The sequence below is a fragment of the Candidatus Cloacimonadaceae bacterium genome, assembly GCA_030693415.1.
GTDB lineage: Bacteria > Cloacimonadota > Cloacimonadia > Cloacimonadales > Cloacimonadaceae > JAUYAR01.
On the sequence record JAUYAR010000149.1, the window covers coordinates 1 to 18,022 of the forward strand.

Consider the following 18,022-nt stretch of genomic DNA (forward strand, 5'->3'; position numbering starts at 1 on the left):
GCTGAAGCTGTCAATATATATTTTTCCTGCAAAGCCCTGATTTTGGACACTAATTGGCTATTTTCCGAAACTCAAATACTATTTTTCAATGAGTTACGATTCCAAAATGACTAAAAACACATTTTTCATGCGAAACTTGGGATAAGGAGGAAGACAGGCGAAGAGCGATTAATAGCAATAAGTTAGATGGGAGGGGATTATCAGAAAAACGGGATTATGATGATAACAGCGACAGATGTATCAGCGAATAAAAGACTTACCGCATTTTCAGATAGATGGCTGCGGCTTTGGCGACGATTTCCAGATAGTCAAAGGCTTCGTCGAGGGTCTTGCCGATGCAGAGGATGCCATGTTTCTGCCAAATAAGGGCTTTGCGTTTGCCAAGCGCGGAAAGACTGCAATCGGCAAGTGCTTGAGAGCCGGGGGCTTGGGTGTGGGTAAGCGCAATGCCATCAGTCAGATAGAGCTGCATTTCCGGGAGGACGCCAATCAAAGCGCGGTTCAGCTCCGCCTCTGTTTCATAGACCGGCATTTGACTGAGCGCGATGATATCGGCGGGATGGGCATGCAGGATCACTTTGTCCTCGCGTGCGGAAGCGAGGAAGTGCAGTAACAGACCGCGATGGCAAGCCCATTCGGAAGTGGGTTTTTTATTCGTGGGATGGACATTTTCTCCATCCGAGCCGATCGAAATCAAAACAAGATGGGGAATGGGATCGGGCGTCAATTGGCGATAGCGGGAGCCGCTTTGAGAGACGAGAAACCATTCTTTTCCCCCTCTGAGGCGAGGCGGAATCGTGTCTGTGACATTGATGGAGACGTTTCCGGCATTGGCTTCCGCCCAGCCACGCTGCCAGATGCGTGCACCGATATCGGCGAGGGTGGCGAGAATCTCTCTGAACCGGTTCGATTCTGTCTGGATCAAACGGAGAAATTCTTCGTTTCCTTCAACACACGGATTGATTTCACCGATGCCGCCAAAGCACCGTTTGATAATGTTAGTCGCCATTTTCACACAGTCAAGCCACGCTCAGCTTTAGCGGCATGAGCGTGGCAATGATCCCGATATTTCTATTGATTTGATCAGTCCCCGGAGGAGCTGCGTTCGCGGCAGATCCTTTCCACTTCGCGGAAATTGACCTTGCCGCTCGCCATCATGGGGATGTCCTCAATTATGTAAAACTGGCGTGGAACGGCGATCGCCGGCAGCTCTTTCTTGAGTTGTTTGAGCACGGCGTGCATGTCGAACTTGTCATTTGCCACCGCGGCAATGACGTCCGAACCCTTGATGGGATTGGGAACGTCCACCACGCAGCAAATCACGTCCTCGGGCAAGAGTTTGCTCAAGAGGGTTTCCACTTTGACGAGCGATACCATCTCGCCGCCGACCTTGACAAAACGTTTCAATCTGCCGCGATGCCAGAGGAAACCGTCGTCGTCGATAATGCCGATGTCGCCGGTGTCATACCAGCCATTGCGGATGCGCAGCGAAGTTTCTTCAAGATCGCCAAGATATCCTTGCATCACGTGATCGCCCTTGGTGAGAACCTTTCCTTCCTGATTGGGACCGAGGATTTTGTCCGTGTTGATATCCACGATGCGCACCTGCACGTTTGGGATCGGGACACCGATGCTGCCGAGTTTGTGAAAGCCGGGATAGTTCACAGAGATCACCGGCGAGGTCTCCGTGGTGCCATATCCTTCAAAGAGAGTGATGCCGTGTTTTTTTATAAATCCGTCATAGATCTTGTCCGGCAGCTTGTCCGCACCGGCAATGGCAAAACGGACTGAGGAGAAATCTCCTTCCTGTGATTTTTGCAGATAGCCATAGAAAAATGATGGCGTGGCGGCGATGAAAGTGATCTTATATTCGCGCACCAAGTCGCTAACCGTTTTATATTCCAGGGGGTTGGGGTAGGTGACCATGGTCGCGCCCAAAATGGTCGGCAGCCAGAAATCCACCGTCAAACCAAAGACGTGGAAGAGAGGCAGGATGGACATGAAGACGTCGTTTTCATCCAGCTTGACGAGCTGCGGCACGCCATCCACGTTGTGGAGGATATTGCGATGCGAGAGCTGAACCGCCTTGGGTTCTTTCTCGCTGCCGCTGGTGAAGAGGATGACGCTGATCTCGTCTGCGGAGCCGCTGTGCACCAATTTGCTGAGGATGGCAAAAGGAAGTTTTGAAAGCAGTGCCGCCTTGAGTTTGGCGATAGTGGTGACTTTGGCGAGGATGTCTTCCAACATGATCATGTGGTCAATAGGTTGCAGATCAAGCTTTTCCATCAGTTTATGACTGGTGATGACGGTCTTGAAATTGCATTTTTCACGGGCATATTTGGCGTTTTCGATGGCGCCGGTGGCATAATTTATCATCACCGGAATCTTTCCATTCATTAGGGAGGCAATGACCGCAAGCATGCAGCCCATCGAGGTGGGAAGCATGATCCCCGACATATTTTCCCTTGATCTTGCCGATGTGTTCTTTGAGGATGAGCGAGGCGATCAACATCCTGCCATAGGTATAATCCTTGTTGGTGGCTTTGTCGATTACCGCCATGCGGCTTGAGAATTTCTTTGCCGATACAATGAAGCGTTGATGCAGTTGTAACATGATTTTCTCCTTTAGTTAATAATATGCAGCCAGTCTCTGAGCAGGAATTCCAAACGCCCAATCAATAGCGAAATACGTGCCATCACGGTGTAGCCGAAAGAGGCGCCGAAGCTGATCATCAAAAACCAAATGCCGATCTTGGAGGGCACCGCATAGACGCCTTCCTGTTTCTTGCTGAAATAGAAGAAATAGACTCCGCAGATTGTGCCGATGATGAGTAATATGGAGCCGATCTTTTCCGTCAATGAGGGTAGCGCGAAGGGATTGATCATCGTGGCGGAGACCTGGTGCATCAGATCGGATTTGAGAAATCTCAGCATACTGATGGCAGCGGTGGTGCCGACGATGATCGCAATCGGATAGCGGCTCACCCACTGAGCTTTGGGAATCACGCGCATGAGCATCATCACTCCAAGCGCTGCGGGTATGAGCAAAATGACGTTGTTGTTAAAATCGAAGATCAGTTTTGTAAAGAGGTTTGGGATCAGGGTATCGTAGATAATCACGATCAACCAATAACCTGCCGAAAGTCCCACGAAAACCTGTTCTCCGAACTTGTAGAAGGGATTGTCCTTGTAGAGAAAGCTATAGATGCAGAAAGTGAAAAAAGCACCCAGCCAGATACCGAAGACTTGCATGAATTCTGCCATTATTCTGTCCCCGCTTGTTGTTTTGGTTTGTGCCTGATTCGCCAGGCTTTGATGTTTCCGACCAAGATGAAGATCAAAATCAGAAGATGTGCAATCGATTGGGCGTCCATCTTTACCGTGGCGGGACCGACGGTGCCGATCATTATCTCATATTCGGAAGCCGCTTTGAGCCCACCGAGCAAGCCATAGAGTTGATTTTGATTGTTGATATAGGGCAGGAAACCGGGAGCGCTGACTGCCGTCGTGCCACCGGTGACCGGGACCGAATGAACGTCGTGTGCCACCATGATCCATTCCTTGATGCCAGGTACTCCGGAAGACAGCGAAGCAGCGTAGGTAACGTCTCTCAAAGCTCTGATGTTTTTGAAGATGGGCAGGTCGTCGTATTTTTTGCCGTTGATGTCCAAGGGATAGACATCCTTCAAGCTTTTGCCCATCGCCTGGATGGTGACCATGCCGCCGGGTTTGTAGCCGAGATTGACATAATCCTCACCATAGACCTTGTCTGGAAACTTTGCCGCCATTTCTTTGAAAGCAAGATCCGCCACCTGAGGTCCCTGGGGCCAAAGCGCGGTGGCGATGATCTTGTGCCCTTTGCTCCAGGCGTGTTCGATGATCGCGGTTGCCATGGGTTGCAGCTCCGTCATTGTGGAAGGTTCATAATCAAAGGAAAGGATCGCGACGGAGCCTTCCGGTTTGCTGTCGATCATGTCATAAGCCATTTTGGCGTGGGGTGAGACCTCCGTTTTCCAACCGATGGGAAAGATCAGAGGAACCAACACGGCGATGAACAGCAGCAGAAAGATGAGGCGGCGTTCGGTTTGCGTGTTTTGATTGACGCTCATTTGTCACTCCCCAGATATGATCTTTCGATGCCAAGGATGATCCTCAGACTGGAGCCGAGGATACCCAAAGCCGCGCTGATCATGATCGCGCGTTGTGCTGCGGAATTTGGATACTGCATGATGAAATCCGTCAAAACCGGCAGATGCAGGAAATGCAGCCTTGCCGGCAACCAGCCGGTGAGCATCGATCCCATGCTGGTTCTACCCAAAATCACGATCACACCGGTGATCATCAACAGATTGGATTCAAAGCTGCGGATGATGAACGCTCTGTATGCAGCAGAGGCGATGAAAAACGCCAGCAGCGAAAACATCGTGGCGGAAAGGTGAATATACACGTTGTCGAAGAGATAATCAAAGGGTTTGGAGCCAAGATTAGCGGTGATGGCAGCTCCCTGTCCGAGGATGCCGCGGGCTTCTTGTTTGCCCCACAACAGACCAATGATCACCATCAAGGCAAAGCTGATCAGGCAAGCGAGATAAAATTGCCAGTCCCGGCTGCGGTTGCGAATCTTGGATACATTCACGCGAACGAGGCTGATCTGACCCAAGAGAATGGCAAAGCCGGAGATGATCATAAACCAGTTTTGCAGCGTCTCGGTGATGGAATTGAAGGGACGATGCGGGATGAATTCCGATGCCAGGACGATGATCCCGACGACGAAAGCGAAGAGCAAAGGTATGTTCTTTTTCATCTGACACCTTCAAAAAAAGTTCTGAACCATGAGATTCCGGCGATCTCAAATCCGATGCCGGTGAGGATCAACAATATCACCAACAGCTTGCCAAAGTCGTGCCCTTTAAGGCTGCCAAGCTGTTGCGGATCCTTGGAAAGATAGGCGGAGGCGGCAAAAAGCTCCTCGCCGATCAAAGTGTAGTCGCAGGAAACGACAAAGAAAGGAAGCTGATGCGCTTGGGCAGTTCCGGCGGTTTGAATGGCGCCGGTGCTAAATCCCGTTTCAGCTAATATCAGCGATTCGGCATAGAAGGAACCGAGGAAGAAATTAGCGGCGGGCTGCTCGCGAACCATGATACCATCGATGCCGGCGACGAAACCAAATTGGTCGTCGGTCAGATAAAAGACCATGTCTTCGCGGTAGGCATCCGGTTTTCCCGCTTTCATATACGCTTCGCGGACTACTTCGCGGGCTGCGGAAAGCACCATCGAAAAGCGGCAGGGAACGATCAGTGAAGTGTCATATTCCGCTGCGCGATAGGCAAGGTGGCTCAGAATTGTGAGTGCGGCAATGGTTTGGATGTCCTCCAGATCGGAGATGCCCGGAACGAAGAGGATCGGTTTGCCCTTTTCGGTGGCTCTACCGATCGCTTCTTCCATCGAATCGAGTCCGCTTATCCTGCGAATAAAAAGTTCTTTGCCTCTTCTGGCGGAGAAGATATAATACAAGATCGCGCCCGATATCAATAGCAGCATGATCAGATAGGAAAGCTTGCCCAGATAGAACCATCCCTCCAGCGGTTTGCCGGTCGCTTGGAGGGCATACCTTTCTCCCGTTGAGCGGTTATATGCCTCAAGCCGGTAAGTATAATCTTGATTAGGTTCCAAGTTTGCCATGATTTGATCACCGGTACTGCGGTTGTCGATTTGGATGCTCTGAAAGACGCCGAGGGAATCCGGGGTCAGTATTTGCAGAGAATCAAATCCTGCGCTCAGGTTCCACTTCAGGAGCAGTTTCATGCCATTGTCCCAAGGGACGTCCTCGATAGTGAAGGTTCCCGATGGGGCATCAAGTGCCGGCAGCGGGAAAGCGAGAACCATCAAAATAGCCAACAGGCTGCATATTCTCATAATCACCTCATATTTTTTGTAGCGCAGGATGCCGATCCTGCGGCAGATACGGTTTACAAACGCAATCATCGTTTCCGCAGCATCGGCATGCTGCGCTACATGGGAGATTGGTTTGCCGAAAACAGCGGTCAAAGTCATTATTTACTGAAGGCGGCTTTGATATTATCCGTGGCGGCGATCAGTTTGCCGAGTTGGTCTTTGCTATAGATACCGCCATTATCCGCATTGATAACAGCCTGAATATCTTTTATTAGAGGCATAACCTGGACAAAATAAGGGGCTTCTTTGATCCGTGGGGATTGGATCATTTCGAGGTTTCCGATGAGATATTTCCAAGTGTCTTTATGGTTGAGCACCTGAGTCTTGGCGTCAATAAAATCGGAATTGATGATCCAGGCGATCCTGTTCACGCCTTCGGTCCAGCCGCCGAGGAGCATCAGCGTATAGTTTTCTTTGTTTTCCGTGTCCCAGAGCTTGTTTTCTACCTCTTTGCGGATCAAATCGAGGGTGCCGTCAATTTCTTCCCATTGATCCCGTTCGATCAAGATTCTGAGCTTATTTCCCAATTGGTCGATCTCGCCTTCGAGCTTCAAGAGCGGTGTGAGTTTCATCATTTCTTGGGAGTATTCTCGCAGTTTAGTCTTGTTTCTGCTGTGGGAAGCCAAGATGGCATCGGCAGTGAGCAGTCCCAGTGCAAAGGCGTTGCGCCCTTCTTCCTGAATGGTCTTGAAGGGGTTTGTCGGCAGGGAGGCGGAGATGTCCTTCACCGGCAATTGATCCAGGGTTCTAAAAACTTCACGGAAAGTGGGAAGTGGCGCATAAGCTGCGATTTCATGCGCCATTCCGGCATCGGGGAGGGCTTTCTTGTCCGTCTTGCGCTTACACGAAAAGGCGGCGAAAGTCAGAATCAGAGCCACTGCCAAAATTATCGACTTTTTCATTTATTATCCTCGTTCTGATAAGTTTTTATTCAGTTTGACATTACAGTTGCTTGGTTCCTTTGGCGGAGAATGCGTTTACGCTGAGGGGAGAGAAATCCCCGTTTAAGAACTTGGGGATTGCGGCGGCGGCGACCATCGCGGCATTGTCCATACAAAGTTTCAGAGATGGTGCATAGATACGGATGCCATATTTGGCGGCTTTTTCTGCGGATTGAGATCGCAAGGCGGAATTTGCCGCCACCCCTCCGGCGAGAAGAATCGAGCTTAGATGATGGGCGCGGGCATAGGCAAGGCTTTTATTGATCAGCGGATCGACGATCGCTTGTTGGATCGAAGCGGCGATATCGCTTTTATTCTCTTCCACAAAGGCTTTTTCGTGCCGGGCAAGATAGTTGAGCACCGCGGTTTTCATTCCGGAATAGCTGAAATCAAAGTTTCCCTTGCGGTTCATGCCACGGGGAAAATCCACAAATGCCGGATTGCCTGTTCGCGCAAGCCTGTCGATGATCGGACCTCCGGGAAATCCGAGTCCGAGCAGTTTTGCGGTTTTATCGAAGGTCTCTCCCGCAGCGTCGTCCAGGGTCTTGCCGATCACCTCAAAGTGTGTAAAATCGTAGAAATGAACGAGTTCCGTGTGTCCTCCGGAGACCACGAGTGCCAGAAAAGGCGGTTTGATCTGAGGATTTTCGATGTAATTGGCAAAGATATGGGAGAGCATGTGATTGACCGTGATTAGCGGTTTGGAGAGGCTCCAGGCAAGGCTTTTGGCAAAAGCGAGTCCAACGATCAGCGAGCCGATCAATCCCGGATTGATGGAAACGGCGATGGCGGAAATGTCGGTCATGCAGATATCCGCTTTGTTCAATGCCTGTCGGGTGAGATACAGAATGTTTTTCAAATGCAGGCGGGAAGCGAGCTCGGGAAGCACTCCGCCAAATTCGAGATGCTCGGGTTGGGAGGAGATCAAATTGATTTTGACATCGTAGTTCGTATCGACAATCGCCACGGAAGTATCGTCGCATGAGGATTCGAAGGCGAGGATCAGGTTTGGCGTCATTTTCTCAGCCGCACTTTCGTCGGAGTGATGGCATGTTTGACGATTCCTTCTGGAAGCCGGACTAATATATTGTACCATCCATCCGCGTCCGGTTCTTTTTCAGCACTGATCAGGATATCCGATGCCTTGACCGAGTCAACGATCTTTGGCGTGCCCTCGATCTTGATGGTGACGAAGGAGGGTAGATACTGCGCTTTGTTCTCGGAGCGGATGGGGATGTTTTCGATGATCATGCTTTTGATCTGAGCTTTGACCCGTGTGACATGGACTTGCGAGACGCTGCTGCGGAGATTTGTTTCCGCAAGCAACAGATCGAGCTTAAAGCTTTCATTATCAAGCATATCGTTGGTGATGGCGATTGTCTCGATCATACGGATCGGTTGCAATCTGTTTTTTGCACCGGAGATCACGATCTTCTCAGGAGAGAAGGAAAATGAGCCCTGTTCATAAGCCGCGCGCGCGGTGTCATCCTCAAATCTGATCTGCACCGGGATTGTTTTTTGGTGCAGGATGTCCGCCGTGACCGTGATCAGTTGGTCTTCGGCAGGTCCGCCGATCTGGATATTGATGTCTTCCGGCAGTCCTTCGATAGTATAGTCCTGCAGAGAGAGATTATCGGCACCCTGCTTCACAGATGCCGCGTCCAGTAATACCTGCGCATTTGCGAGTCTGAGCCTCAAGATGTCCAAACCCTTGCCGCGTACATGAAATGGGAGCGAGGAGGGGATGTCTTCCAGGACGATACTCTCAGGAAGGTTGTCCAGGCTTACCTTTAGCTGCACTGTGGTCTTGTGTTCTGCCATCAGAGTGATCTGAAGCCACACGATCAAGGCGAGCACGAGCGAGAATATCTTCAAACCGAGGTTTTCGCGCATGGAAAGCTCATTCCGGAAGGGGTTGGATGTCGAGCGATTTCATTTTTTTATAGAGGGTGGTGCGTTCGATTCCGATGGAGTTTGCGGTACGGCTCACCTGCCAGTCGTTTTCTTCCAAGTAGTGAAGCAGGTATTCGCGTTCGAAGGCAGCGGTGCTTTCTTTCAAGGATGTGATGCCAAAAAACTTGTCAAGCGCACCGTTAATTTCTTCGGGTTTGTTGTTGATCTTGTTTCTGAGGTGTTTGAGGATGGTCTTGTTATTGACGTCCTTCTCGTTGATGATGATATACTTGCAGAAGTTTTGCAATTCGCGGACGTTGCCGGGCCAGTCATAGGCAAGCAGGTTACTTTTGAGTTCGTTCAGATCGAGCTGGTCATAGATATTGAAGCGGGCGGAGTAGTTTGTGAAGAAATAGCTCATCAAAAGCAGGATGTCATCGCCGCGCTTGCGCAGAGGAGGCAGTTCCACAAAGTTTCCTTCGATGCGGTAAAAGAGGTCTTTGCGGAATTTGGCGGAATCGGAAAGCACGTTCAGATCAGCGTTGGAGGCAAAGATGAGGCGAGTGTTCACCTTTTTCAGAGAACCGCCCACCACCTGGATCTCTTTATTCTCGATAGCGCGCAGGATCTTGGATTGGGCGATCAGGGAGAGATTGGTCACTTCGTCCAGGAAGAGGATGCCTTCGGAGCATTCCTCAAAAAATCCGATGCTGTTTCTATCCGCGTTTGTGAAAGCGCCTTTGACGTGTCCGAAGAGTTCGCTCTCGATCAAAGTCTCGGTGAGCGCACTGCAATTGATCGTGTGAAAAGGTTTGCCAAAGCGGCGCGAGTTGATGTAGAAATAGTTTGCAGCCACTTCCTTGCCCGTTCCGGTTTCGCCGATGAGAAAGATATCCTCGTCCACTTCGGCAAACTTCGCTATTTGGGCTCTTAGTCCGCGGATGGCTTCGCTTTCCCCGATAAATGGGAAACTGCGGGTAAATTGTTTCTTTAAAGAGAGATACTCGATTTGCAAGCCGATGTGCTCTTCTTCCTGACGTTTGAGCGTGACTGCGTTGTCGATATGCAACAGCAATTGGTTGACGCTGAAGTTGGGACCTTTTTCGATGAAGTGGTAGGCTCCCAGTTCGCGGATCTGGGCAATCTGTTCGGAATTGACCTCGCCGGAAATGACGATGATCTTATAGTTCAGATCGAGATTTTCCTTCAGATACTTGAGCACCTGCATGCCATTGAGGCGGCTGCCCACCAAAAATACATCCAAAAGGATCACATCCGGAAAAAATGTGCGCAGTTCGTCAAAGAAACTATCGCTATTCGTAGCGTGCATCACGTCATAGTCAAAGCGCTTCAGAACTTTACTGATCTGATCGGCGAGAACGCTGTCGTCCTCGAGGATGATTACTTTTCCTTTCATCGCGGCGTCCTAAGAGAGTCTTTCCTCCAGATCGGCAAGTGCGTTGATATAATAGATGTATGCCTGATCGGGAGAATCATAGGGTGAGAAGTATTTGTGCACGTCTCCATCCTGGAAATACTTCGTGCACATGTAATAGAAGTGATCCGAAGTGCTGAGCTTGCGGGCGATGGTGAGCAGGTTTTCATCCCCTTTGGCTTTGACGCGCTGCAGGAGCTCATAGAAGGTTTCGATAGCGTTTTTCTGCATGTCGTTTTCCAGCCAGGCGGAAAGATCGCGCTGTTCGTCTGCCCAGGAAACGGCATCCGGGAAGGAAAGCGATTCCTGCTGATAGTTTGCGAGAGCAAAGGTTTCCTTTGGCGTCACAAATCCCAAGTGCGGACGCTTGAGCGCCTCGGTGGGGAAGTGTTTCATAAAGTCAAAGATGCCGGTTTCCGCCCATTGGTGCTCGCCGAAAGTCTCATAGTCCATAAAGAGATTCAGGAAGAGGTTGCGGTTGTGCTTTTCACTCAGGGTGAGATGATCGATCCAGTTTACGAATTTGTCCACGGTGAGGGGATATTCGGGCCAGTCGCGATTGCTGAAGCGGAAAGCGATGTCGTCCGAGAGTTTGTAATACTTGAGCAGCAGGTTGATGTCCTTGGAATAGTTCTTATAGGCATAGAGCGGCGTTCGCCATTGCAGGATGCGGTCCACCCCCTCGGTGATGATCGTTTTGAACCCTTCGATCTCATAGACGAGGTCGGACAAGCGGTCTTGATAGATCAGCTCCGTGTTGCGAAAGGTCTCGCTTCGATATCCGAATTCTTCCATCATTAGTCGGCGATGCATTTCCACCTGATCGAGAAATTCGTTTGTGTCATACATAAAAGCCAGGGAATGATAGTATGTCTCTCCGATAAACTCGACGCAGCCGGTATCCGCCAATTCCTTGAAGGAATCCAGCGTCTCAGGACTATAGAGCTTAAATTGTTCGATCGCGGTGCCGGTGATGGAATAGGCGATGCGAAATCTGCCTTCGTGTTGTTTGATCAGATTGAGCAGCAATGCATTGGTGGGCAGATAGCATTTCTGTGCCACCTTTTTCATTACCTCGCGGTTTAGGCGTTCGTCAAAGAGATCGCTGTTTTTGCCGATATCAAGGACATTTACATGGCGCAGACGATAGGGTTGGTGCACTTGGAAATAAAAGACAACGTTTAGCATATATCACACCTTCTTAGGGATTGCTTTTGATGAATTCGGACAGCACCGAGGAATAGATGATTCTGATCTTTTCCGCTGCTTCCGTCCAATGTATCTGGTTTACTTCGCGCATGCCTTCGATGCCGATTTTTTTGCATTTGTCGGGATGCTCGATGAGGTGATTGATCGTTTCCGCTATCAGATCCACGTCCCAATAGTCGATCTTGAAGGCGTGATTGACCACTTCCGCGACTCCGGACTGTTTGGAAATGATGGAGGTAATGCCAAATGCCATCGCTTCAAGCGGCGAGATGCCAAAAGGTTCCGAGACCGAGGGCAGCACATAGATGTCGCTGGCGCGCAGTATGGTTTCCACCTGTTTGCGATTAAGAAAACCGGTGAAAAGAAACTTGTTTTTCAATCTCAAAGACGCGGAACGGCGCAAAAGCTTGCGAGCCATATCTCCGGTGCCAGCCATGAGGAAACGCGCTTCGGGATGCACTTTGAGCACGCGGTCTGCCACCTCCAGATAATAGTCCGGTCCCTTTTGGATCGTGATCCTGCCTAAAAAAAGAATGGTCGGTCCGCCGAAGATACGTTTCTTTTTGATCACCGTATCATCGGTCAAAGTGAAGGCGTTGTGCACGATGCGGATCTTTCCGGTATCGATGCGATAACGGGACATGATCATCTGCGCAGTGTATTGTGAAACGGCGATCACGCGGTCTGCATACATCATTCCGGCGTGCTCGATCTTGTGGATGCGTTCGTCTCCGGGTCCGCCGGCACGGTCAAATTCCGTGGCATGGATATGCACGACGAGTGGTTTCTTGGAGATCTTTTTCGCCACCATGCCGGAGGGATAGGTGAGCCAGTCATGTGCGTGGATGAGGTTGTAATCCAGCTCTCGGGCAAATTTCTCCGCGCGCAGGGTATATTCCTGCACTTTTTTGATCAAATCTTCCTCGCCGATGAGATGCGTGGTCATGTCCTCCCAGATCTGATGTTCCTCATGGGAGGACTCTTCAAAAACCCAATATTCCTTCTTGACTAAGGACATAAATTGCTGGATCTCCGAGAGTTGCAAATAGGATTCCGGCTTGGTCGAGATGCCGATAAAATCAAGCCGTTCGTGCACGTTGTGAAACTTACGGCGGATATATTCAGAATGCTGAATCGGGTCGAGAAACACGGTCGGCAGAGTGTCCACATCCTCTTCCTTGCGCAGTGGGAAATAGACCATTTCCTTGGTGGGAAGCACCAGGTCGATCTTGATTCCCTGCGCCAGCAGGGCTTTCACCATGCCATAGCAAGCCATTCCCAATCCACCGGAAATCAGCGGAGGGAATTCCCATGTGAACATCAATATCTTCACAAACCACCTCCGTGAGCAGCGATAAAGGTTTCGATGTTATATAGTGCGGCGACGCTGATCGCCTGTGCCGGAGCGCCTTTGGGGAAGTGTGGATTCTCTCCGTCCCAGATTTCTGCCACCGAGGCGATGTGTCCGCGCATGAAACTTTGGCGGAAAGTTCCAATAAATGAGCTTAGGGTTTTCGCAATCTCGGCATCCGGCTTTGTTCCACGATGAATCTTCAAGTATAACCCGCAAAAAGCACCAAACAACCAAGCCCAGACGCTTCCGTTGTGATATGAAAGATCTCGATCGCGTTGGGTGCCATAGTATTTCTTGCGAAAACGTGCATCCTTCGGGCTCAGTGTCCGGATTCCATAGAAAGTGTAGAGCTCCGCAAAAGCACGCTCAAATACCATTTGCATCTTGCCCTTGTCGATCAATTCCCAAGGCAGGGAAAGCGCGATCAAAGCATTGGGGCGGATCTCGGTAATCGGCACGTCCTCTATGAGACGATCGGCAAGATAATCTCCAGTCCAGAATTTCTGAAAGGCGATTTTGACCGGTTCTTTCAGATCAAGGATCTGTTCCTTGGGGATATAATTGATGCCGGTAAGCTGTTGATAGGCATCACACATCGCCTCATAGCAGCAGATCGCGTTGTACCACAAAGCGTTGATCTCCACCGGCGCCCCACTCCGCGGAGTAACGGGTTTGCCTTCAATGCGCACGTCCATCCAAGTGGCGTGGGCAAATTCCTCTTTCAGCTCGATCAATCCGTCCGGTCTCAGAAAGAACGGATATTTGTAGTTTGTGATCACGGAGGATATGATGTCCTCGCATAGATGAATCACTTCTTTCCAATAAGTAATGTCTGCCTTGCGCTTGCCCAGTTTCCAAATCAGGATGATGTACCACAGGGTGGCGTCGATGGAGTCAAAATTCGCTTCGCGTCCGGTCTCGTGCAACATATTGGGAATCAACCCATTTTGCAGATGGCGGCTATATTTGCGCAAGATCTTTTCCACTGTATCCAGATTATTGGGAGAGTGCAGCAGCGCGTTGAGCACGATCATCGTGTCTCTGCCCCAGGCGCCGTAATATGGATAGCCGGCAACGATGTCGTCATTTGCCACGAAATCCTTGAGCGCAAACTCCAGTAATTTCAAGTATTCGGGATATTTGAACAAGGTGTTGTCATTGTAATCCAGATTGTTGAGCAAAGTGTCGTCAAGATCAGGTAAATCTGGAAAATCCGCTGGTTTGGGCAGATCCGCATAACGTTTTTCAATGCGGGCAATGATCTTCGCCGGTTTGTCGATCGCTTTATCCGAGAAAAGAACATGATTTGTCTGACCGGTCTTTAGGGTGAAACGCAGCTCGAAAAGACTGATCTGATCACCGACGCCGGGATAGCCACTCATCACTTCCCAGGGATAATAGACGTTGTAATAGACATAGCGGTTTGGGAGAAACTCTCCATGCTGAGCAACGCCGTGCACTTCCATATTGTTTGAGCTGCGCTTGGCGGAAAAAGCGCATCCGTCCTCGGAATTGCAGTGTTCGGACTGAAACTCTTCAAAATCCAGGCTGCCGGGTTGGTTCAAATCGTGATGCGCGGTCATCGTAAGCTTTGGGTGCAATTCAAAATGCAGGGTATGATGCCCAAGGTTGGTATATTTGACCAACACCGTGTTGCTCTCCTCATCCAGCATGATCTCCTTGCGGATAAGGATGTCGTTTTGATGCGGCAAAGCCGAATACAGAAAGATCGGATAAGGACGCAGCCATGGTTTCACCAGATAGAGAAAGCCTTCCGGATAGATGCAGTTGCTATAGTTGTTGCTATCCAGATGGATGATCTCACCACGCCATTCGACCTTCTCTTCGATGCCAGCCACCAGGTGTCTGCGATGAAACTGACGGTCGCTGGCAATCAATAAGCCGTGATATTTGCGCTGATTGATCATATTGCCGGTTCCCAGCGCATAAGCACCATGCTTATTCGTCAGGATCCATTCATGATGATGGGTCTCCATGAAGTAATTATTCATTTAGCCACCTTTTGGTAAAATTAGTTAATCTCAATGCTGTTGATTTATTTCTATATGCCCAATCTCGTCAAGTCTTTTGTGGAAAATATTCTATTCAATATGCCTATCATGCTGATAGACCTGCATATAAAAACTAATTTAAATAACTGATTTGTTGAAATAATGCCGCAATTTCTAATGTGTGGAGTCGTTTGTGTAGTTCAACAGCCCCGTGCTGGGCAGCGCCAATATTTCATTTTTCGAGGGCATGGAACTGAAGTGTTTGCTGTAGATAATTCTCAAATCCGCGCCTTCTTCATTAAGACTGGTATAATCCGGCATTTCATATAGAAGGTCGATCGAAGCCTGTGCTAGGATGGAAGCCTGTTCATAATCGATCGCCCGCAGCAGGTTGTCGTCCTTGTCAAAGAGTCCGAGGATAAAGTATCCGCTGATCTCCACGGAGAGATTGTTTTTGAGGGTCACATAGACGTCTGCCGGACTGGGTTGATTGATCAATTCGTACAAAAAAGTCTCGTAGGTTTCAATGGGGGAAACGTAGATCTCGGATGTGAGATTGAATGCGTCTTCGTCCAACCAGTTTCCAGAATATGATCTCGCAGCGCGAAAACCGCCGAAGTGTGCCAGAGTTCTTCTTTCATACTCTTTCATGCCGGGATCGTTGATCACATAGGATGCCGGGCTGTTTGCCGCCCCTTCCTGGCGGATCACCAAAACCCAGTGATTGCGGCGTCCGGCGACCTTGACGATCACCTTGTTTCCTTTTGTTAGCTCATTGCTGAGATATTCCCAATCGTTGGCTTTGCTGATCTGGCTCACGAGTTCCAGCCCCAAGCCTTTGCCATCGATATCTCCCGGAACTTCCCAACGCATCAGATTTCCGCGCGCGAAACCACTGTTGCCACGCAGCCAAGTATTCAGTTTGTCTGGCGTCACGCGGGGATTGGAAGCTTCGGCGTTGAGCAGCATTGAAAGGCAACTAAGCACGCAACCGCTTTTGCCGATGGAACTGCGGCTTGTGCCGAGTGTGTTCTGTTTCCATCTGGTATCGCTCTGCGAATACCAATTGAAGGATTGCGCCGCCAAAACGCACAGGAATGCCGTCATGGATAGTGTCATCAGTAGTTTTTTCATATATTTGTAACCGTTATCTTATTGTAAATATGTAAAATAAGCTTGCAGGGACATCACAATCTCACAGCCTATATGTGTCAAGCAAATAATATCCCTTGCATGATTCATGCCCCTCAAATACTTTGTTTTCAGAAGAATCAAACCTACGATGAGGGATGCCTTTCTGTCATCAAGGGTGAAAAGTATTTTTTCACTCCTGATAGCAGCTCAAGCTTTCCCCACAAAGAGCCGAAAGGAGCTGATTCCGTAAAAGTCAAATCCATAACTTTAAAGATAGATTAATCAGGAGAAACCATGAAAATAGACATCCAAGGCGTCAAATCGTTCATCCCGACCGCCAAGATCGGGGAATTGATCCTTTCCCAAAGCCACGCTCCGGAATCACGGATCCGCGAGATCATCGCCAAATCCCTTGATAAACAAAGACTTGATCCGGATGAAACCGCCGCGCTGCTCAGCGTTTGCGATCCCGAGCTTAAAGCATTGATCCTGCAAGGAGCGCGCGAGCTCAAGGAAAGGATCTATGGCAACCGCATCGTCCTCTTTGCTCCTCTGTATATTGGCAACGAATGCGTGAACGATTGCGTCTATTGCGGTTTTCGCGTCTCAAATACAGAATGCCTGCGCTCCACATTGAGCCACGAACAACTGATCAGCGAAACCCAGTCTTTGGTGGAAACCGGCCACAAACGCCTGATCATGGTCTATGGTGAACACCCCAAATATTCTCCCGAATACATCGCCGATACCGTCCAGACCGTCTATGACATCAAATACAAAAAAGGCGAGATCCGCCGCGTCAATATCAATGCCGCCCCGCTCGACATCGAAGGTTTCCGCACCGTCAAATCCGTCGGCATCGGCACCTACCAGATCTTTCAGGAAAGCTATCATGAGGAAACCTACAAAAAGCTGCATCCGAGCGGTCCCAAAAGCAGCTTCCTTTGGCGTCTGGATGGGCTCGATCGAGCCATGCAAGCGGGCATCGACGATCTTGGCATCGGAGCGTTGATGGGACTCTATGACTGGAAATTTGAGGTCATGGGCTTGCTCTACCACACCATCCATCTCGAAGAACGCTTCGGGATCGGTCCACACACTATTTCATTTCCCAGGATCGAACCAGCCATCGGAACTGATTTTGCCCAACATCCACCTTTTCAGGTCTCGGACGAAGATTTCAAGCACCTCGTCGCCGTCATCCGTCTCAGCGTTCCCTATACCGGCATGATCCTCACTGCGCGCGAGCCGATCGCCATCCGCAACGAAGTGTTGAATTATGGTGTTTCACAGATCGACGCAGGTTCCAGCATCGGAGTGGGCGATTATTCCGCCAAGGATGACGAATCCAAACGCAAGAGTCAGTTCGTTTTGGGCGACACGAGATCCCTGGACGAAGTGATCTATGAGCTGGCGAAAGGCGGTTTCATTCCTTCATTTTGCACATCATGCTACCGTGCCGGCAGGACCGGAGAACACTTCATGGAATTTGCCATCCCCGGCTTCGTGAAACGCTTTTGCACTCCGAACGCGCTTTTAACCTTCGCGGAGTATTTATTTGACTTTTCTTCTGAAAAAACCCGTGCCGCCGGAATGGAACTTATCGATCGCGAACTTATCGGTATCGCGGATGAGAATATGCGCGCTTCCGTCAAACAAAAGATCTCCGAACTACAAGCGGGGAAAAGAGATATGTTTTTTTGATAGAACGCGGATAACGCAGAGCTTTATGGAAAAGAATGGATCAGGGATGGAACTGAAGATCGGGAGCTCCGGCATGAACTTGAACCAACGGGGACGTCGGTAATTCCATAACATGGAACGCCGCATCATGGAACGCCGACGTCCCCGTCGGCGACAGCAGCGATGAACCTGACACCTCCACCAATCACGTAAACCCTCCACGAATCTGCAACCGAACCACAAATCTGCAACCGATCCTACGGAAAAGAACCGACGGGGACGTCGGTAATTCGTGCGCCTGTGAGCGATACATATCAGACAGGTGAAAGTCCTGTTCAGAGCACCGTTAAAACTCTGTAGCCGAAGGTAACTGCGTCACCGTGAGGTGGGGTGGAGAGCAACTGGA

General features: G+C 49.9%; 16 protein-coding genes. 1 reads left to right on the top strand and 15 read right to left on the bottom strand.

Annotated features, from left to right (window positions below):
* Positions 1-256: 256 nt before the first annotated feature.
* The 15 genes from Q8M98_09075 to Q8M98_09145 form a co-directional block, all read right to left on the bottom strand.
* Positions 257-1,009: a class II aldolase/adducin family protein gene (locus tag Q8M98_09075; protein ID MDP3114916.1), complete on the bottom strand. Its 753-nt coding sequence runs from the start codon at positions 1,007-1,009 to the stop codon at positions 257-259.
* 74 nt (positions 1,010-1,083) lie between these two features.
* Positions 1,084-2,397, bottom strand: a complete 1,314-nt coding sequence (locus Q8M98_09080) for an AMP-binding protein (protein MDP3114917.1) — start codon at positions 2,395-2,397, stop codon at positions 1,084-1,086.
* On the bottom strand, positions 2,327-2,614 hold the full coding sequence (locus Q8M98_09085) for a hypothetical protein (protein MDP3114918.1): 288 nt from the start codon (positions 2,612-2,614) through the stop codon (positions 2,327-2,329). Before Q8M98_09085 ends, Q8M98_09080 begins: the two co-directional genes overlap by 71 nt.
* 11 nt (positions 2,615-2,625) lie before the next feature.
* Positions 2,626-3,264: a hypothetical protein gene (locus Q8M98_09090; GenBank protein ID MDP3114919.1), complete on the bottom strand. Its 639-nt coding sequence runs from the start codon at positions 3,262-3,264 to the stop codon at positions 2,626-2,628.
* Complete coding sequence (locus Q8M98_09095; protein MDP3114920.1) at positions 3,264-4,109, bottom strand: hypothetical protein; 846 nt, start codon at positions 4,107-4,109, stop codon at positions 3,264-3,266. Before Q8M98_09095 ends, Q8M98_09090 begins: the two co-directional genes overlap by 1 nt.
* Entirely contained in the window at positions 4,106-4,804 is a 699-nt protein-coding gene (locus tag Q8M98_09100; protein ID MDP3114921.1) for a hypothetical protein, read from the bottom strand. The genes Q8M98_09095 and Q8M98_09100 overlap by 4 nt, the downstream gene beginning before the upstream one ends.
* The gene (locus tag Q8M98_09105; protein MDP3114922.1) at positions 4,801-6,054 is read right to left on the bottom strand and encodes a hypothetical protein; all 1,254 of its coding nucleotides are present in this window, start codon (positions 6,052-6,054) and stop codon (positions 4,801-4,803) included. Before Q8M98_09105 ends, Q8M98_09100 begins: the two co-directional genes overlap by 4 nt.
* Positions 6,054-6,857: a hypothetical protein gene (locus Q8M98_09110; protein ID MDP3114923.1), complete on the bottom strand. Its 804-nt coding sequence runs from the start codon at positions 6,855-6,857 to the stop codon at positions 6,054-6,056. Before Q8M98_09110 ends, Q8M98_09105 begins: the two co-directional genes overlap by 1 nt.
* A gap of 40 nt (positions 6,858-6,897) precedes the next feature.
* On the bottom strand, positions 6,898-7,914 hold the full coding sequence (gene tsaD / locus Q8M98_09115) for a tRNA (adenosine(37)-N6)-threonylcarbamoyltransferase complex transferase subunit TsaD (GenBank protein MDP3114924.1): 1,017 nt from the start codon (positions 7,912-7,914) through the stop codon (positions 6,898-6,900).
* Positions 7,911-8,789: a hypothetical protein gene (locus Q8M98_09120; GenBank protein MDP3114925.1), complete on the bottom strand. Its 879-nt coding sequence runs from the start codon at positions 8,787-8,789 to the stop codon at positions 7,911-7,913. The genes tsaD and Q8M98_09120 overlap by 4 nt, the downstream gene beginning before the upstream one ends.
* Positions 8,790-8,796: 7 nt before the next feature.
* Positions 8,797-10,206, bottom strand: a complete 1,410-nt coding sequence (locus Q8M98_09125) for a sigma-54 dependent transcriptional regulator (protein ID MDP3114926.1) — start codon at positions 10,204-10,206, stop codon at positions 8,797-8,799.
* 9 nt (positions 10,207-10,215) lie between these two features.
* The gene (locus Q8M98_09130; GenBank protein MDP3114927.1) at positions 10,216-11,412 is read right to left on the bottom strand and encodes a glycoside hydrolase family 57 protein; all 1,197 of its coding nucleotides are present in this window, start codon (positions 11,410-11,412) and stop codon (positions 10,216-10,218) included.
* 13 nt (positions 11,413-11,425) lie between these two features.
* The gene (locus Q8M98_09135; GenBank protein MDP3114928.1) at positions 11,426-12,766 is read right to left on the bottom strand and encodes a glycosyltransferase family 4 protein; all 1,341 of its coding nucleotides are present in this window, start codon (positions 12,764-12,766) and stop codon (positions 11,426-11,428) included.
* A complete protein-coding gene (locus Q8M98_09140; protein MDP3114929.1) occupies positions 12,763-14,799 on the bottom strand; it encodes an amylo-alpha-1,6-glucosidase in 2,037 nt (678 codons plus the stop codon). The genes Q8M98_09135 and Q8M98_09140 overlap by 4 nt, the downstream gene beginning before the upstream one ends.
* 174 nt (positions 14,800-14,973) lie before the next feature.
* Positions 14,974-15,933, bottom strand: a complete 960-nt coding sequence (locus tag Q8M98_09145; protein MDP3114930.1) for a hypothetical protein — start codon at positions 15,931-15,933, stop codon at positions 14,974-14,976.
* Between the two features lie 294 nt (positions 15,934-16,227).
* On the opposite strand from Q8M98_09145, the gene hydG reads away from it, so the two are divergent.
* A complete protein-coding gene (gene hydG, locus Q8M98_09150) occupies positions 16,228-17,637 on the top strand; it encodes a [FeFe] hydrogenase H-cluster radical SAM maturase HydG (protein MDP3114931.1) in 1,410 nt (469 codons plus the stop codon).
* Positions 17,638-18,022: the final 385 nt, after the last annotated feature.

Excerpts from the sequence above, each read along its gene's own strand:
- Q8M98_09080 (MDP3114917.1), bottom strand. The coding sequence starts at position 2,397 with ATGAATGGAAAGATTCCGGTGATGATAAATTATGCCACCGGCGCCATC.
- Q8M98_09145 (MDP3114930.1), bottom strand. The coding sequence starts at position 15,933 with ATGAAAAAACTACTGATGACACTATCCATGACGGCATTCCTGTGCGTT.
- Q8M98_09095 (MDP3114920.1), bottom strand. The coding sequence starts at position 4,109 with ATGAGCGTCAATCAAAACACGCAAACCGAACGCCGCCTCATCTTTCTG.
- Q8M98_09125 (MDP3114926.1), bottom strand. The coding sequence starts at position 10,206 with ATGAAAGGAAAAGTAATCATCCTCGAGGACGACAGCGTTCTCGCCGAT.
- Q8M98_09120 (MDP3114925.1), bottom strand. The coding sequence starts at position 8,789 with ATGCGCGAAAACCTCGGTTTGAAGATATTCTCGCTCGTGCTCGCCTTG.
- Q8M98_09110 (MDP3114923.1), bottom strand. The coding sequence starts at position 6,857 with ATGAAAAAGTCGATAATTTTGGCAGTGGCTCTGATTCTGACTTTCGCC.
- Q8M98_09130 (MDP3114927.1), bottom strand. The coding sequence starts at position 11,412 with ATGCTAAACGTTGTCTTTTATTTCCAAGTGCACCAACCCTATCGTCTG.
- tsaD (MDP3114924.1), bottom strand. The coding sequence starts at position 7,914 with ATGACGCCAAACCTGATCCTCGCCTTCGAATCCTCATGCGACGATACT.
- Q8M98_09075 (MDP3114916.1), bottom strand. The coding sequence starts at position 1,009 with ATGGCGACTAACATTATCAAACGGTGCTTTGGCGGCATCGGTGAAATC.
- Q8M98_09105 (MDP3114922.1), bottom strand. The coding sequence starts at position 6,054 with ATGACTTTGACCGCTGTTTTCGGCAAACCAATCTCCCATGTAGCGCAG.
- Q8M98_09090 (MDP3114919.1), bottom strand. The coding sequence starts at position 3,264 with ATGGCAGAATTCATGCAAGTCTTCGGTATCTGGCTGGGTGCTTTTTTC.
- Q8M98_09085 (MDP3114918.1), bottom strand. The coding sequence starts at position 2,614 with ATGTTACAACTGCATCAACGCTTCATTGTATCGGCAAAGAAATTCTCA.
- hydG (MDP3114931.1), top strand. The coding sequence starts at position 16,228 with ATGAAAATAGACATCCAAGGCGTCAAATCGTTCATCCCGACCGCCAAG.
- Q8M98_09100 (MDP3114921.1), bottom strand. The coding sequence starts at position 4,804 with ATGAAAAAGAACATACCTTTGCTCTTCGCTTTCGTCGTCGGGATCATC.
- Q8M98_09140 (MDP3114929.1), bottom strand. The coding sequence starts at position 14,799 with ATGAATAATTACTTCATGGAGACCCATCATCATGAATGGATCCTGACG.